This is a genomic window from Rhodococcus sp. FW305-130 (assembly GCF_058788335.1).
Genome location: NZ_JBYTAP010000006.1, coordinates 221,354 through 237,181, shown reverse-complemented (window position 1 = coordinate 237,181; position 15,828 = coordinate 221,354). Strand labels below are relative to the sequence as shown.

Genomic DNA, 15,828 nt, shown 5'->3' with positions numbered 1-15,828 from the left:
GTGATGTTGTGTGCCGGACCCGCAACGGCGACCCCTTCGGTGTCCGGTCCACTCGCACCTGCAAATCCGCACCTCGGTCCCGTCGGTACTTCCACCATGCACGGTGACGCGGGCTCGTCCGACGTCACGCCGCTGCCTGGTCCAGGGACCGGCCCACACGAGGTGACAGCTTTCCCGATGATGGCCGCCTGCCCGACGGTCCTCCAGGGTTCCGACGGCATGATCGTCTCGCTCTGCACGACGATGATCGGCCAGATCCCGACCATCCATTTGATCGATCCGAAGGCCGACGCCACACCCTTGGGACGGTCGGTCGCGCAACTGCCGCTCGCGAAGGGCAGCCTGCTCGGCGGCGTCTACGCCTACCTCGACAACGAGAACCGTCTCGTAGCCGTCGACGGAAACCGTCAACTGGTCCGCATTTCCCATGCGCAGAATCCGGACGGCAGTTGGCGGCTGGAACTCGCGGATGTCATCGATCTCAGTGGTGCGGTTGCCGCCGACGACAACGTCACCGGCCTCGCTCCGGATTGGGACGGCAATGTCTGGTTCGCCACGGGGCACGGCACCGTCGGGTATGTCGGCACAGATCGAATCGCGCACAGCATTGCGCTCCCCGAGGGTGAGCAGGTGCAGAACAGCATCTCCACCTCCCCGACGGGCACTGCCGTCGCAACGACCCACGCGCTTTACCAACTGAAGCGAAGTGGCGACGAAGTCGTCATCGACTGGCGTCAGCCGTACGACCGAGGGCCGGCCCGCAATCCGGGTCAGCTCAGCTGGGGAACCGGATCGACTCCGACATACTTCGGCCCGTCGACGGGCAGCGATTTCTTGACCATCGTCGACAACGCCCACCCGACGGTGAGCTTGCATGTCTATCGCGCTGACACGGGCGCCGAGGTGTGCACGCAGCCGGTGTTGTCCGCGGCCAGCAAGGACGGCTCACCGAGTGGCAGCGAGAACTCCCCCGTCGGCATCGGTCATTCGGTCTACGTGGCCGGCACTTACGGATACCCGTACCCCACGACTCCTGAAGGTGCCGGTCCAGCGGTCCCCGCCACGGCACCCTTCAACGGCGGAATGACCCGGGTCGACATCGATCCGGTCGGCTGCCATGTCGTGTGGGACAACACGATTCGTAGCTCCGCGGTACCGCACCTCTCGACGGCGGACGGCTCGATCTACACCGTCACGCGGGACGGTAATCCGAGCACCTCTCCGCTCGACGGGTACTCGTTCGCGGTGATCGACTCGAAGGACGGGTCACAGATCGGTTCGACTCCGCTGCCGTCGACGATCCTCAACGACACCCTGCAGATGTCGGCACTCATCACCGAGTCGGGCGAGTACTTCCAGGGAACGATCTCGGGAATCGTGCGCGTTCGCGCGAACTGACGCGAGCTGGTCCCGACGACGCGGGGCAGCTCGCTTCGCGCCTGCTTCAACGCCTGCCCCCAACGACACTGTGTAGTTGATGGGGAACTACGATCGTTGGCGTGGTGAATCGTGTGTATGCCGGATTTTTACGCTTGGTGGATCGACTACCTCTCCCCTCGCTGAAAACGCAGAAAATCATCGCGTTCATCGTGATCCTGACGCAGGGCGGCATCGCTGTCACCGGCGCGGTGGTGCGCGTGACGGACTCGGGACTCGGTTGCCCGACGTGGCCGCAGTGCTTCCCCGGTAGCTTCGTCCCGGTCGGCCACGGACAGGTCGCGGTGATTCACCAAGCCGTCGAGTTCGGCAACCGCCTACTCACGTTCCTGGTCGTCATCGTCGCTGCCGCAATCGTGCTCGCGGTGACTCGCGCTCGCCGCCGCAAAGAGGTGCTTGTCTACGCCTGGATGATGCCGCTCGGCACTGTCGTTCAGGCAGTGATCGGCGGTATCACCGTCCTCACAGGTCTCCTGTGGTGGACGGTCGCCATTCACTTGGTGGCGTCGATGCTGATGGTCTGGGTTGCCACGGTGATGTACGCGAAGATCGCGGAACCCGACGAGGCAACAACTCTGGTCGTGATGCCGAAGCCGCTGCGCTGGCTTACCGCGCTGTCAGGTGTCGCGCTCGCCGGCGTATTGGTCGCCGGAACTCTCGTGACGGGCGCAGGTCCCCACGCGGGCGACAAGGGCCTGGACCGCACGGTTCCGCGCCTGGAGGTCGAGATCGTGACGCTTGTTCATCTGCACTCACAGCTGCTGGTCGGATATCTTGCGCTGGTCGTGGGTCTGACATTCGGTCTATATGCGGTCGGGACATCTGCGGCCGTGAAGATCCGTCTGAAGGTCCTGCTCGGACTGATCCTCGCCCAAGCGCTCATCGGGGTCGTGCAGTACTTCACCGATGTGCCGGAAGTTCTGGTGATCATGCACGTCGCCGGTGCGGGACTGTGCACGGCTGCGACCGCAGCAGTTTGGGCTGCGGGTAAGACCCGCCAGTACACGCCGACCGATTCGCCGATACCGGCTCTCTGACGCTTCAAGACACGTGTGGGGCGTAGGAACACCAAGAAGTGTTCCTACGCCCCACACGTCATTTCAGGCTTCGTTGCGTGCTTTCGGGAACCGAGTCTGGTTGGCGACCCAACCGGCCATCTTCTTGAAGTGGCCTTCCTGGGGGGTGACGATGCTCGTCAGCTCACGCTCCCACTCGGCAACGGTGACGGTGTCGAAGGACGCAACGACGGCATTGGCCGTGGCGAGGTCCTCGACGACCTGATCACCGAGGATGCCGTCGGCACCCACGAGAGTGATGCGAACGCCGGCCAGGCCGACCGGCTGAATGACGGCGCTGGCGGTGCCGCCGTGCTCGGCGACGAACTTGGTGATGGCGTTCACCGTGGACTTCGGCAGTTCCGGCGCGGACGGGGTGGCGTCCGACTTCTCGGTATCGGTGCTCATGACTCGACAATACTGGTCGGTAGCCCGGAAGCGACACCAGGCATGGACTGAGCGTCGGCCGTCTCGGGTGTAGAACAGAAACCATGCGAGCCATCTACGTGACCGAGACCGGCGGACCAGAGGTTCTGACTCTGACCGAACAACCCGAACCGACACCCGGCCCAGGCGATCTACTCGTCAGGACCGAAGCGATCGGCATCAATTTCATCGACACGTATTTCCGAATGGGCCAGTACAAGCGTCCGCTCCCCTACATTCCCGGCGACGAGGGCAGCGGCGTCGTCGAAGCTGTCGGTTCCGACGTCACCGAATTCGCCGTTGGTGACCGTGTCGCGTGGGCGGCCGCCACGGGCAGCTACGCCGAGAAGGTGGCTGTTCCCGCCGCAGTCGCCGTGAAAGTGCCTGACGGTGTCCCGGCATCGGCCGCAGCGTCGGCGCTCCTGCAGGGGATGACGGCGCACTACCTCGCGAAGTCGACGTATCCGATCCAGAGCGGCGACACCGTGCTCGTGCACGCAGGCGCGGGCGGCGTCGGGTTGATCCTGACGCAGATGGCCGTCAGCCTCGGGGCGAAGGTCATCACGACTGTGTCGTCGGATGCGAAGGAAGAACTTTCGCGCGGCGCCGGTGCCTCGGAGGTCCTGCGGTACGACGAGGACATCGCAGCGCGAGTCCGGGAGTTGACCGGCAGCGAAGGAGTAGCGGCGGCATACGACGGCGTCGGCGCGACAACTTTTGATTCGAGCCTGGCTTCCGTCCGTATTCGCGGCACTGTCGCATTGTTCGGTGCGGCCAGTGGCCCGGTTCCGCCCGTCGATCCGCAGCGGCTCAATTCATCGGGTTCGCTGTTCCTGACGCGTCCGACGCTCGCACATCACATTCGCACTCGTGAGGAACTGACCTGGCGTGCCGGCGATGTCTTCGACGGCATTGCGGCCGGAAATCTCGATATTCGCGTCGGCGCCGAGTATCCGCTCGCCGATGCGGCAACAGCGCATCGGGATCTGGAGGGTCGAGCAACGACCGGGTCGATCGTTCTGATTCCCTAGCAAAGTGCTGTGCGCCTTTATTAACCGCCCGCGGTTAATAAAGGCGCACAGCAGAATCAGCTGAGCATGTCGCTGATCGTCTGGAGTCCGAGAACCGAGTCGACAGCGAGGCCGACGAAAACGATCGCAAGATAGTTGTTCGACTGCAGGAACAGGCGCAGCGGCTTGACCTGAGCACCGCCGCGAACGCTGCGGTACAGCTGATGAGCCATGAGCAGGAACCACGCACCGGCGACGATGGTGATTGCGGCGTAGATGACGCCCGACGCAGGGACGAGGACAAGCGTCGTGACGACCATCGCCCAGCTGTAGAACAGGATCTGCTTGGTCACGTGCTCCTCGGTGGCGATCACCGGAAGCATGGGAACGCCTGCCGCCTTGTAGTCCTCTTTGTATCGCATCGCGAGCGCCCAGGTGTGCGGCGGCGTCCAGAAGAAGATGATCAGGAACAGCACGACGGGCTGCCAGCTCAGCGACCCGGTGACAGCGGCCCAGCCTACGAGGACGGGCATACATCCGGCTGCGCCACCCCAGATGACGTTCTGCCAGGTACGACGCTTGAGAACCATCGTGTAGATGAGGACGTAGAACGCGATCGTGATCACGACGAGGATGCCGGCCAGGAGGTTGGCTCGCCACCACAGCCACAGGAACGACGCGAGTCCGAGAAGAAGTCCGAAGACGAGTGCGTTACGGGTCGGCACCGCCTCGCGGGCCAACGGACGCTTCGCGGTGCGCTTCATGACCTTGTCGATGTCGGCGTCGACGACGCAGTTGAGCGAGTTCGCACTCGCTGCGCCCATCCAGCCACCGAAGAGGGTGCTGAGGATCAGAACGATGTCGACCGTTCCGCGATCTGCCAGCAGCATTGCCGGAATGGTTGCCACCAACAGCAATTCGATAACTCGCGGCTTCGTGAGCGCGATATAAGCCAGAACCTTGCCCGTTGCGCGTCCCCACACCGTATCGGTATTGGTCGCCCGCGGGGCGGCACCTGGGCTGCCGAAGCCATGTCCGCTCGGCTGTTGCCCTGTCCGCACGTTCTCTCCTTGCACCACGCGTTACCGCACTAACTGTTCACGACACACTGCTGACACTGTCCTCTACTACGAACGATGGTAGACCGCAGCCATTGAGGAACCGAATCGACCCGGACAGCCAGGACCATTAGGCTGGGTTACGCAGTGGAGGGACACCCCACCCTCGCAATCCACGTACACCATGTCAGGAGACATCTGCCAGTGTCGATCACAGACGAGATCCACGTCCTCACGCAACCCGTCCACCCCTCGGACTGGACCGACCTGGACACCAAGGCTGTCGATACCGCCCGCGTGCTCGCCGCCGACGCGGTTCAGAAGGTCGGCAACGGCCATCCCGGAACTGCAATGAGCTTGGCGCCGTTGGCATACACCCTCTTTCAGCGCATCATGCGCCACGATCCTTCGGATGCAGAATGGGTCGGCCGTGACCGCTTCGTTCTTTCCTGTGGCCATTCGTCCTTGACGCTGTACACCCAGCTCTACCTCTCGGGGTACGGTCTCGAGCTTGCTGACCTCGAAGCTCTCCGCACGTGGGGCGCACTGACCCCCGGTCACCCCGAGGTAGGCCACACCGTCGGCGTCGAGATGACCACCGGTCCGCTCGGCCAGGGCCTTGCGTCCGCAGTCGGCATGGCCATGGCGGCGCGTCGTGAGCGCGGGCTGTTCGATCCGGAGACCCCGGTCGGCTCCTCCCCCTTCGACCATCACATCTACGTGATCGCGTCCGACGGTGACATCGAGGAAGGCGTCACCTCCGAGGCGTCGTCACTCGCCGGTGTCCAGGAACTGGGCAACCTGATCGTCTTCTACGACGACAACAAGATCTCCATCGAGCACGACACCGCCATCGCTCTCGGCGAAGATGTCGGAAAGCGCTACGAGGCATACGGCTGGCACGTTCAGCACGTCGATGGCGGCGAGAACGTCTCCGGCATCCTCGACGCGGTTGCCGCAGCCAAGGCCGTCGTCGACCGTCCGTCCATCATCTTGCTCCGCACCATCATCGGTTTCCCGGCGCCGAAGAAGATGAACACCGGCGACGTTCACGGCTCTGCACTCGGTGCCGACGAGGTCGCCGCGGTCAAGGAAGCCCTCGGGTTCGATCCGAGCAAGTCCTTCGACGTCGACGCCGACGCTCTGGCTCACGCCCGTGAGGTCGTCTCGCGCGGAGCCGACGCACACAAGGCATGGCAGGTCGAGTTCGACGCGTGGGCCGCACGTGAGTCCGAGCGCAAGGAACTCTTCGACCGCCTGTTCGCCGGTGAGTTCCCTGCCGGCTGGGCCGACGCTCTCCCGACCTACGAGGCCGACGCCAAGGGCGTTGCGACTCGCAAGGCCTCCGGTTCGGCACTCAACGCGCTCGGACCGATCCTGCCCGAACTGTGGGGCGGTTCCGCCGACCTCGCCGGCAGCAACAACACCACCATCAAGGGCGCAGATTCGTTCGGCCCCTTCTCCATCTCCACGAGCGACTGGACTGCGCAGCCTTACGGCCGCACGCTTCACTTCGGTATCCGTGAGCACGCGATGGGCTCGATCCTCAACGGCATCGCGCTGCACGGCCCGACCCGCCCGTACGGCGGAACCTTCATGGTCTTCTCCGACTACATGCGTCCGGCGGTTCGCCTGGCTGCACTGATGAAGACTGCCGTCACCTACGTCTGGACCCACGACTCGATCGGTCTCGGCGAAGACGGCCCGACTCACCAGCCGGTCGAGCACCTCGCTGCTCTTCGAGCGATCCCGAACCTCGCCGTCGTCCGCCCGGGTGACGCCAACGAGACCTCGTTCGCATGGCAGGCAGCACTCGAGAACAAGACGGGCCCGACGGCTCTGGCACTCACCCGCCAGGACATCCCGGTTCTCGAAGGCACCAAGGAGAAGGCTGCCGAGGGCGTCAAGCGCGGCGCTTACGTCCTCGTCGACGCTGCCAACGGTTCGCCCGAGGTCATCTTGCTTGCGACCGGTTCCGAACTGCATCTGGCCACCGAGGCTCGCGAGACCCTCGAAGCTCAGGGCGTCGCAACCCGCGTCGTTTCCGTGCCGTGCCTCGACTGGTTCCTCGAGCAGGATCAGGCGTACCGCGACGAGGTCATTCCGCCCGCCGTCCGCGCACGCGTGTCCGTCGAAGCCGGTATCGCAATGCCGTGGTGGCGCATCCTCGGCGACGCCGGCCAGGCCGTCTCGCTCGAGCATTACGGCGCTTCCGCCGATTACAAGACCTTGTACCGGGAGTTCGGCATCACCGCCGACGCGACTGTCGAAGCCGCGCAGCGCTCCCTCGCAGCTGTGAAGGGATGATCTCGATGACACAGAACGTGAATACCGAAAAGCTCTCCGCTGCAGGCGTTTCCATCTGGCTCGACGACCTCTCGCGAGATCGCATCCAGTCCGGCAACCTGCAGAACCTGATCGACACGAAGTCGATCGTGGGTGTCACGACCAACCCGTCGATCTTCCAGGCGGCACTGTCCAAGGGCTCGGCCTACGACGCTCAGGTTCGCGAGTTGGCCGAGCGCGGCGCCGATGTCGACGCCACCATCACGGCCGTCACCACCGACGACGTGCGCGCTGCGTGCGACATCCTGGCCCCGCAGTTCGAGGCCTCGAACGGCGTCGACGGCCGCGTGTCCATCGAGGTCGATCCTCGTCTGGCGCACGACACCGACGCGACTGTCGCGCAGGCGATCGAGTTGCACAAGATCGTCGACCGCCCGAATGTCCTCATCAAGATCCCCGCGACGCTGGCCGGTATCCCCGCCATCGCCAAGGTGATCGGTGAAGGCATCAGCGTCAACGTCACTTTGATCTTCTCGGTCGAGCGCTACGAAGCTGTCATGGGCGCGTACCTCGACGGTCTGGACACCGCCAAGGCTGCCGGCCGTGACATCTCGTCCATCGAGTCGGTCGCCTCGTTCTTCGTCTCCCGTGTGGATTCCGAGATCGACAACCGCCTCACGGCGATCGGCACGCCGGAAGCTCTCGAGCTTCGTGGCAAGGCTGCACTCGCAAACGCTCGTCTGGCGTACAACGCGTACCAGCAGATCTTCGAGGTGCAGCCGCGCTTCCAGGCTCTCCTGGCCGATGGCGCCAAGGCTCAGCGCCCGCTGTGGGCGTCGACCGGCGTGAAGAACCCGGATTACCCGGACACGCTCTACGTCACAGAGCTGGTTGCGCCCAACACGGTCAACACCATGCCGGAGAAGACGCTCGACGCTCTCGCCGACCATGGTGAGATCACGGGCGACACGATTTCGGGCACCGCTCAGGACTCGCAGGTCGTCTTCGATCAGCTCGCAGCTGTCGGCATCGATCTTGCGGACGTGTTCAAGGTCCTCGAGACCGAGGGCGTCGACAAGTTCGAGGTGTCCTGGAACGAGTTGCTCGACGCAACTGCCGAGCAGCTTCGCGCAGCAACCCAGAAGAGCTGAGCCTGTGAGCGATTCCGCGGCGGCATCAGATTGGGTGAATCCCCTTCGGGACAGCACCGACAAACGGCTTCCGCACATTGCGGGGCCCTGTGCCCTGGTGATCTTCGGTGTTACCGGCGACCTCGCCAGGCGCAAGCTCATGCCAGCCATCTACGACCTCGCCAACCGTGGACTGTTGCCGCCCGGATTCGCTCTGGTCGGGTTCGCCCGGCGTGAATGGACGGACGAGGACTTCGCGAACGTCGTCCTCGAAGCAGTCAAGGACGGTGCTCGCACCAAGTTCCGTCAGGACGTCTGGGAGAGGCTCGCCGAAGGTATCCGGTTCGTGGAGGGCAGTTTCGACGAGGCCGAGGCCTTCCAGAACCTGTCCGAGACGTTGGCCACCCTCGACAACGAACGTGGTATCGGCGGCAATCACGGGTTCTACCTTGCGATTCCGCCCAACGCGTTTCCTCAGGTGCTCGAGCAACTGTCGGCGTCAGGCCTCGCGCAGGCCGAGGACGGTCAGTGGCGACGAGTTGTCATCGAGAAGCCGTTCGGTCACGACCTCGAGAGCGCTCGCGAACTGAACGCCGTCGTCAACAAGGTGTTCCCCGAGGACACGGTCTTCCGTATCGACCACTACCTCGGCAAGGAAACGGTCCAGAACATCCTGGCTCTGCGGTTCGCGAACCAGTTGTTCGATCCGATCTGGAACGCGCACTACGTCGACCACGTCCAGATCACGATGGCCGAGGACATCGGCCTCGGTGGCCGTGCCGGGTACTACGACGGCATCGGCGCGGCCCGTGACGTGATCCAGAACCACCTGCTCCAATTGCTCGCGTTCACGGCGATGGAAGAACCCATCAGCTTCGAACCGCTCAATCTGCAGGCGGAGAAGATCAAGGTTCTTTCGGCAACGCGTCTGGCCGAACCACTCGACGAGACCACTGCCCGCGGACAATACGAAGGTGGTTGGCAGGGCGGGTTGCCGGTGGTCGGACTCCTCGAAGAAGAGGGCTTCGCAGCGGACTCCACAACGGAGACCTTTGCGGCCATCACCCTCGAGGTCGACACCCGTCGCTGGGCGGGCGTGCCGTTCTACCTGCGCACGGGCAAGCGTCTCGGCCGCCGCGTCACCGAGATCGCGGTGGTCTTCAAGCGCGCACCACACCTGCCGTTCGACAAGACCATGACCGAAGATCTCGGCCAGAACGCACTCGTGATCCGCGTGCAGCCTGACGAGGGCGTCACCATGCGGTTCGGCTCGAAGGTTCCCGGATCGAGCATGGAAGTCCGTGACGTCAACATGGACTTCTCGTACGGTCAGGCTTTCACCGAGTCGTCACCGGAGGCGTACGAGCGACTCATCCTCGACGTGTTGCTCGGCGAGCCGTCTCTCTTCCCCGTCAATGCCGAAGTCGAATTGTCTTGGGAAATCCTCGATCCCGTCCTCGAACACTGGGCAGCCGGCGGCAAGCCGGAACCCTACGAGGCTGGAACGTGGGGACCACCGTCTGCGGACGAAATGATGCAACGCACCGGACGCGAATGGAGGCGACCCTAGTGATTCTCGATTTGCCCTCCACCACCACGGTCCAGGTCAGCAAGAAACTGGTCGAGGTACGTAAGACCGGCGGCGCTGTCACCTTGGGACGTGTGCTGACGCTTGTCGTCTGCACCAGGGACACCGGGAACGCCGAGGCCGCAATCGAGGCCGCCAACGAAGCAAGCCGCGAGCACCCCTGCCGCGTCATCGTGCTTCTGCGTGGCGACGAGCAGAGCGAGCCTCGGCTCGATGCTCAGATCCGCGTCGGTGGGGATGCCGGCGCCTCTGAGGTCGTGGTGCTGCGCCTCTACGGTCCCCTGGCGGACCACGAGAGCAGCGTCGTCATCCCGTTCCTGCTCCCCGACACACCGGTAGTCGCGTGGTGGCCCCTCGAGGCACCCGAGATTCCGGCGAAGGACCCCGTCGGAAAGCTTGCGATCCGTCGTATCACCGACGCCACCGGCGCCCCGGATCCGACTGCCACCATCAAGGGACGACTCGCGTCGTACACCGCCGGTGACACCGATCTCGCCTGGAGTCGCGTCACCTACTGGCGCGCACTGCTCGCGTCGGCTCTCGATCAGCCGCCGCACGAGAAGATCACCTCAGCGGTGGTCTCCGGTCTCAAAACCGAACCGGCACTGGATATTCTCGCCGGTTGGTTGGCAGCCAAGATCGACGGTCCGGTCATCCGACGTACGGGTGAGCTCACCGTCGAGCTGAAGCTGGAGACTCGCAGCATCTCCATCAGCCGCCCGCAGGAGGGTACGACCGCAACCCTGATCCGCACCGGTCAGCCCGACTCGCTGGTCTCGCTCGGTCGTCGAGAGACGCGCGATTGCCTCGCCGAGGAATTGCGTCGGCTCGATCCGGACGAGATCTACGAAGAAGCGCTGGCTGGATTGGAGAAGGTGACCTATGAGTGATGTTGTCGTAGAGAAGTTTTCCGACGCCGGCCAACTGGTCGATGCCGCTGCCGCACGCCTGGTCACGACGATCGTTGATGCCCAGAAGGCTCGCGGGTTCGCATCCATCGTGCTGACGGGTGGCGGAACCGGGATCGCACTTCTCGAGAAGTTGCGTGACGCTCCCGGCGACATCGACTGGTCGCAGATCGATCTGTACTGGGGCGACGAGCGGTTCCTGCCGTCCGGCGATCCCGAGCGGAACGAAGTCCAGGCTCGTGAGGCGCTTCTCGATCACGTGCCGGTCGATCCCGACAGGGTGCATGCGATGGCCGCCTCCGACGGTATCTACGACGGTGATCCGCACGGGGCGGCGACGGCGTACGAACAACTGCTGGGCGCTCAGGCACACGGCAATCAGGTTCCGACGTTCGACGTGCACCTGCTCGGCATGGGTGGAGAAGGACACGTCAACTCGTTGTTCCCGCATACCGACGCCGTTCGCGAGGAAGCTCGTTTCGTTGTCGCGGTGACGGACTCCCCCAAGCCGCCACCGGTACGGATCACCCTGACGTTGCCTGCTGTTCGGCGTGCCAAAGAGGTCTGGCTGCTCGTCTCGGGTGCTGCAAAGGCCGAGGCCGTTGCCAAAGCTGTCGGAGGTGCTTCGTCCGAGGACTGGCCGTCCGCCGGCGCCACCGGTTTGGTGGCGACGCGTTGGTTCCTCGATACGGACGCTGCCTCGCAGCTCTGATCTGATTTCACGGATCTGATTTCACACCGGGCCGGGAATCGTCTTCAGGCGATTCCCGGCCCGGTGGTACATCGAGGACATTTTCACAGTGGCGAGTCATGACTACCCGCCGAGTCCGGATCCGATGCGAATTTCCTTTTGACGGAACGGAACTCAATCCCGAGATCCCTTGTCTCCAACGGGCACTCTGCCCTGCACAACGATTCATCTCTCCCCCTGTCTCGTTCTTTCGAGCGATTACTACCTTGGACGCCGCGAAGTAGGGTTCGGTTCCGTAGATCGCTTTCACTCTTGAACGAATCAATCCAGGCGAGAACAATCGAACAATGTCGTGGACACCGAATCCGGATGCACTTCGCGGGCGAGTGGCTGTTGTTGCCGGGGCGACGAGGGGCGCCGGACGCGGAATCGCCGCAGCCCTGGGTGAGGCCGGTGCAACCGTCATCTGCACTGGCCGGAGCACATCTGCCGGAATACTTCAGTCGGACTATCCGCGCGGCGAAACCATCGAGGAGACGGCAGAGCTTGTCACCGAACTGGGCGGCGTCGGCGTGCCGATTGCCGTCGATCATCTCAAGAGCACGCAAGTGGCTGATCTCGCCGAACGCTTGCGCGCCGACTATCAACATATCGACATCTTGGTCAATGACATCTGGGGCGCGGAACTGCTCAAGGGCGGGCCGGCAGAGTGGAACACGCCGGTATGGGAACACGATCTGGACAAGGGCTTTCACATTCTGCGCCTGGCGATCGACACCCACATCACCACGTCGCACCACCTCCTGCCGCTGATGATCGATCGGCCAGGCGGACTGGTCGCCGAAATAACCGACGGCACTACCGAATACAACGCATCGAACTATCGCATCTCGGTGTTCTACGACCTGGCGAAGGTGTCCGTGAACAGGCTTGCATTTTCGCAAGGCCACGAACTTGCCCCGTTCGGCTGTACTGCCGTCGCCATCACTCCGGGGTTCCTGCGATCGGAGATGATGCTCGACAATTTTGGTGTCGGCGAATCGAATTGGCGTGACGCTTTGTCGCCGGAGCGGGATGGGCCGACTGCACCTCCGGATTTTGCCCGCTCCGAGTCACCAAGATTCACAGGACGTGCGATCGCCGCCCTCGCCGCCGATTCGAATCGGAAGCGATGGAATCAGCGATCGGTCAGTTCAGGCGAACTCGGAACGGAATACGGGTTCACCGACACCGACGGCAGCCGCCCCGATTTTTGGCGAGCCAACTGAATCCGACAGTGATTAAGATCCGTTTCATGGCCGAATTCGCGACGATCGACGATTACATCGCGTCGTTTCCCACCGACGTGCAGCGATCCCTCGGTAGCATCCGCGAGACGATCCACAGCACTGTTCCCGGCCTCGATGAAACCATCAGCTATCAGATGCCGACCATGACGGTGAATGGGAAGAACCTGGTTCACTTCGCAGGCTGGAAACACCACATCTCGATGTACCCACTCCCGGCAGGTGACGCAGAATTCGAGAAGTCCGTCGCCCCGTACCGGGCTGCGAAATCAACCGTGAAGTTCCCGCTGAACAAACCGATCCCCCTCGATCTCGTGGCTCGAATCGTCGAATTGCTCGCGCATCGCCACTAACCTCAGTTCCCGTCGGAGCCTTGTGAGAGCGTATGGCCGTGCAGAGACAACCCATCCGACGCATCAAGGCCGGGACATCGTCGGGCGCTGACGTAGGCAGCTGGCCGATGACGGTACCCGCGGTTGCGCAGATCGTTCAGGACGGTCTTGAACTTCCACCGGGTGTCACCATTCTGGTCGGCGAAAACGGAGCGGGGAAGTCGACCGTCATCGAAATTCTTGCCGCCGTTCTCGGTCTCAATGCCGAAGGCGGGTCTACCAATACGCGACATCAGACCAGATCGAGTGAACCGAGCGGCCTCGACCTTGTGGTCGAGCGGAGCCCCGGCGCATCGAAGTGGGCGTACTACCTCCGAGACGAAACCTTGCACGGGTTGTACACGTATTTGGAGGACAACCCCAATCCCACGCGACCTGAACCGCTTTACCATCACCTCTCCCACGGTGAGGCGCTGCTCGAGATCTTGTCGTCGAGGACCTCCGACGGCGGCTTCTATCTCATCGACGAACCCGATGCCGCACTCTCCTTCCAAGGGACCTTGACGCTGGTCGCACTGCTCGGTGAGCTGGTGGAATCCGGCGCGCAGGCGGTGATCGCGACGCACTCGCCGATCATCGCGGCCCTGCCGAACGCCAATCTGCTCGAGATCGGCGAATGGGGAATCCGAGCCGCGAGCTGGGAGGACCTCGATCTGGTCTCGAACTGGCAGCGGTTCCTTCACGACCCGCAGACGTACCTGCGCCACCTGATCTAACCTGGAACTCCACCCCAGGAGGCCTCCATGGCATACGACAAGGCGCTGGCTGAGCGTATCCGCGATGCGCTCTCGGGCGAGAGCGACGTCGAAGAAGTAAAGATGTTCGGTGGGCTGAGCTTCATGGTGAACGGGAAGCTGGCCGCCAGTGCGAACTCACACGGCAACATCATGGTTCGGTGTGACCCCGATCGAGTTGACGAACTCCTGACGCACAAGGGTGCAAGTTGGCCCGAGATGCGGGGTAAGCCGATGAGCAAGGGATGGATCGTCGTCGACCGAACCGGGACGAGTTCGAACGTCGAGTTCAATGCGTGGATCAAGGAAGCTCTGGACTTCGTGCACTGACTGGTACTGCCGGTTCGATCAATTTCGCTCGATTCGGCAAAAAGTGAAGTGGGCGGCCCTAGACTCCGAAAAAGCATTGGATTGGGCGCCACGACGGCGCGGAGGAAAGGTGGTCCGTCGCGTGACGTTCACACCCAATCAGCCGGATCACCAACGCGCCTTCGGGTTTCAGCCGCCGTCGACCCGCACGATTCCCTCCCTCATGCCCGACCGTTTCGGACCTAGCCTCATCGGATCGCTGTGGGCGTGCGCCGGGATCGTCGCCGGAAGCCTCGGCCCGTGGACGTCGTCCTCCGCCCTCGACCACAGTGGTATCGACGAATGCGGAGTGATCACACTCGTCCTCGCTCTGGGCGCGGTAACCGCGCTGATCACCCTCATGGTTCGGGACGTCACGCCCGAGATGAAGAATCACTGCACGGGACCGCTGGTGGGAATCGCCGTCTTGATCGTTGCCGTCGGAAACGCCGCGTCCATTGTGCGACGTAGTACTGAGGTCGCAGGGCACACCGCCGGACCGTCCATCGGGTGGGGACTGTGGGTGGTCATCGCGTCCGCAGTGATCCTGTGCATCACGTCGTCGACCGTCGCGCACATGATCAGGTTTCAGGCAGCAATGATCACAAGGTCTTGATCAGACCGCCGTCGATCACGAAATCCGCGCCCGTCACGTTCCCCGCGCGATCGCTGGCGAGGAACAACACCAGGTCCGCTACCTCTTCGGGAAAGGTGAAGCGGCCCGTCTCGGCGCCGGCGGCCGCACTTTCGACGATATCGTCGGCGGCTGAACCATTCGCCTTCGCCAGCGTCGAGGCCACTCCGTGCTTGCCGAGCCACAACTCCGTCTGCACCGGACCAGGGCTGACGGTATTGACGCGGATCCCCTTCCCGCCCAGTTCTTTCGACAACGACTTCGAGAAGTTGGTCAACGCCGCTTTGGCGGCGCTGTAGTCGATCACCGTGGGGTCAGGCAAGAATGCGTTGACCGAACTGATCGTCACGATGCTCCCGCCACCTCGGCGGATCAACTCCGGCAGCGCAGCGCGAACAGTGCGTACAGCCGACAAGAACGTCAGACTGAACGACGACGCCCACTCTTCGTCCGTGATAGCCGCGAAGCCGCTCGTTCTCGGAGTGACGGCGCCGACGTTGTTGACCAAGATGTCGACGCCGCCCCTCGCTGCTGCAACCTCGAGCAGTCGGGTAGATCCTTCGACACTCGCGAGGTCGACGCCGACAAAGGTGACGGCGCCGCCGGACTGCAGCGATTCGAGTTCCGGCGAGAGCGTCCGCGAGCCCGCGACGACGTGGACTCCCTCGGCCACCAAGGCCCGAGTGATCGCCAACCCGATACCTTTTCCCGCGCCGGTAACCACGGCAGTTCGTCCGTCCAATTGCAGATCCACTGCGGTCCCCGTTCGGTCCGGTGCGCAGCGTTGGGTGTGCGTGCGACAACTCTAGAGTCGCCGCACGCACACCCTGGTAAACCTGCAGAAC

The 15,828-nt window shown here is 63.3% G+C and carries 16 protein-coding genes; 13 read left to right on the top strand and 3 right to left on the bottom strand.

All coding sequences use genetic code 11. The annotated features are described in order from the left end of the window. Positions 1–3 precede the first annotated feature (3 nt). Entirely contained in the window at positions 4–1,398 is a 1,395-nt protein-coding gene (locus tag AC3WQS_RS20325) for a hypothetical protein (protein ID WP_223257842.1), read from the top strand. A 101-nt stretch (positions 1,399–1,499) separates the two neighbouring features. Then, complete coding sequence (locus tag AC3WQS_RS20320; RefSeq protein WP_019748407.1) at positions 1,500–2,474, top strand: COX15/CtaA family protein; 975 nt, start codon at positions 1,500–1,502, stop codon at positions 2,472–2,474. A gap of 63 nt (positions 2,475–2,537) precedes the next feature. Here the strand turns inward: AC3WQS_RS20320 and AC3WQS_RS20315 are convergent, their stop codons facing one another. Continuing rightward, entirely contained in the window at positions 2,538–2,900 is a 363-nt protein-coding gene (locus tag AC3WQS_RS20315) for a hypothetical protein (RefSeq protein ID WP_020969598.1), read from the bottom strand. Positions 2,901–2,983: 83 nt separating this feature from the next. Between AC3WQS_RS20315 and AC3WQS_RS20310 the strand changes: the two genes are divergently transcribed. After that, entirely contained in the window at positions 2,984–3,949 is a 966-nt protein-coding gene (locus tag AC3WQS_RS20310; protein WP_492712374.1) for a quinone oxidoreductase family protein, read from the top strand. A 56-nt stretch (positions 3,950–4,005) separates the two neighbouring features. Here AC3WQS_RS20310 and AC3WQS_RS20305 read toward each other — a convergent pair whose 3' ends face one another. Beyond that, positions 4,006–4,989 carry a heme o synthase gene (locus AC3WQS_RS20305; RefSeq protein ID WP_003944994.1) on the bottom strand — a complete coding sequence of 328 codons (984 nt, stop codon included), beginning with the start codon at positions 4,987–4,989 and terminating at the stop codon, positions 4,006–4,008. Positions 4,990–5,190: 201 nt separating this feature from the next. Between AC3WQS_RS20305 and tkt the strand changes: the two genes are divergently transcribed. The 10 genes from tkt to AC3WQS_RS20255 all read left to right on the top strand — a co-directional run bounded on the left by tkt (position 5,191) and on the right by AC3WQS_RS20255 (position 14,965). Beyond that, on the top strand, positions 5,191–7,293 hold the full coding sequence (gene tkt, locus AC3WQS_RS20300; protein ID WP_020907724.1) for a transketolase: 2,103 nt from the start codon (positions 5,191–5,193) through the stop codon (positions 7,291–7,293). Between the two features lie 5 nt (positions 7,294–7,298). After that, positions 7,299–8,423, top strand: a complete 1,125-nt coding sequence (gene tal / locus AC3WQS_RS20295; protein WP_029255341.1) for a transaldolase — start codon at positions 7,299–7,301, stop codon at positions 8,421–8,423. 4 nt (positions 8,424–8,427) lie between these two features. Beyond that, positions 8,428–9,972 (top strand): glucose-6-phosphate dehydrogenase, encoded by a 1,545-nt coding sequence (zwf, locus tag AC3WQS_RS20290; protein ID WP_020907722.1) that lies wholly within the window; start codon positions 8,428–8,430, stop codon positions 9,970–9,972. Next, complete coding sequence (gene opcA / locus AC3WQS_RS20285) at positions 9,972–10,880, top strand: glucose-6-phosphate dehydrogenase assembly protein OpcA (protein WP_019748400.1); 909 nt, start codon at positions 9,972–9,974, stop codon at positions 10,878–10,880. Before zwf ends, opcA begins: the two co-directional genes overlap by 1 nt. Then, entirely contained in the window at positions 10,873–11,610 is a 738-nt protein-coding gene (gene pgl / locus AC3WQS_RS20280) for a 6-phosphogluconolactonase (protein WP_029255340.1), read from the top strand. Before opcA ends, pgl begins: the two co-directional genes overlap by 8 nt. A 326-nt stretch (positions 11,611–11,936) precedes the next feature. Next, positions 11,937–12,857 (top strand): SDR family oxidoreductase, encoded by a 921-nt coding sequence (locus AC3WQS_RS20275; RefSeq protein WP_269577222.1) that lies wholly within the window; start codon positions 11,937–11,939, stop codon positions 12,855–12,857. A 26-nt stretch (positions 12,858–12,883) separates the two neighbouring features. After that, positions 12,884–13,228, top strand: coding sequence for an iron chaperone (locus tag AC3WQS_RS20270; protein WP_445387792.1), 345 nt, complete (start codon positions 12,884–12,886; stop codon positions 13,226–13,228). A gap of 32 nt (positions 13,229–13,260) precedes the next feature. Further along, positions 13,261–13,983 carry an AAA family ATPase gene (locus tag AC3WQS_RS20265; RefSeq protein ID WP_445387791.1) on the top strand — a complete coding sequence of 241 codons (723 nt, stop codon included), beginning with the start codon at positions 13,261–13,263 and terminating at the stop codon, positions 13,981–13,983. Positions 13,984–14,010: 27 nt separating this feature from the next. Further along, entirely contained in the window at positions 14,011–14,331 is a 321-nt protein-coding gene (locus AC3WQS_RS20260) for a TfoX/Sxy family protein (protein WP_019748395.1), read from the top strand. Positions 14,332–14,452: 121 nt separating this feature from the next. Further along, complete coding sequence (locus AC3WQS_RS20255) at positions 14,453–14,965, top strand: hypothetical protein (RefSeq protein ID WP_400820984.1); 513 nt, start codon at positions 14,453–14,455, stop codon at positions 14,963–14,965. Here AC3WQS_RS20255 and AC3WQS_RS20250 read toward each other — a convergent pair. Further along, the gene (locus AC3WQS_RS20250; RefSeq protein WP_060938549.1) at positions 14,952–15,737 is read right to left on the bottom strand and encodes an oxidoreductase; all 786 of its coding nucleotides are present in this window, start codon (positions 15,735–15,737) and stop codon (positions 14,952–14,954) included. The genes AC3WQS_RS20255 and AC3WQS_RS20250 overlap by 14 nt on opposite strands. Positions 15,738–15,828 lie beyond the last annotated feature (91 nt).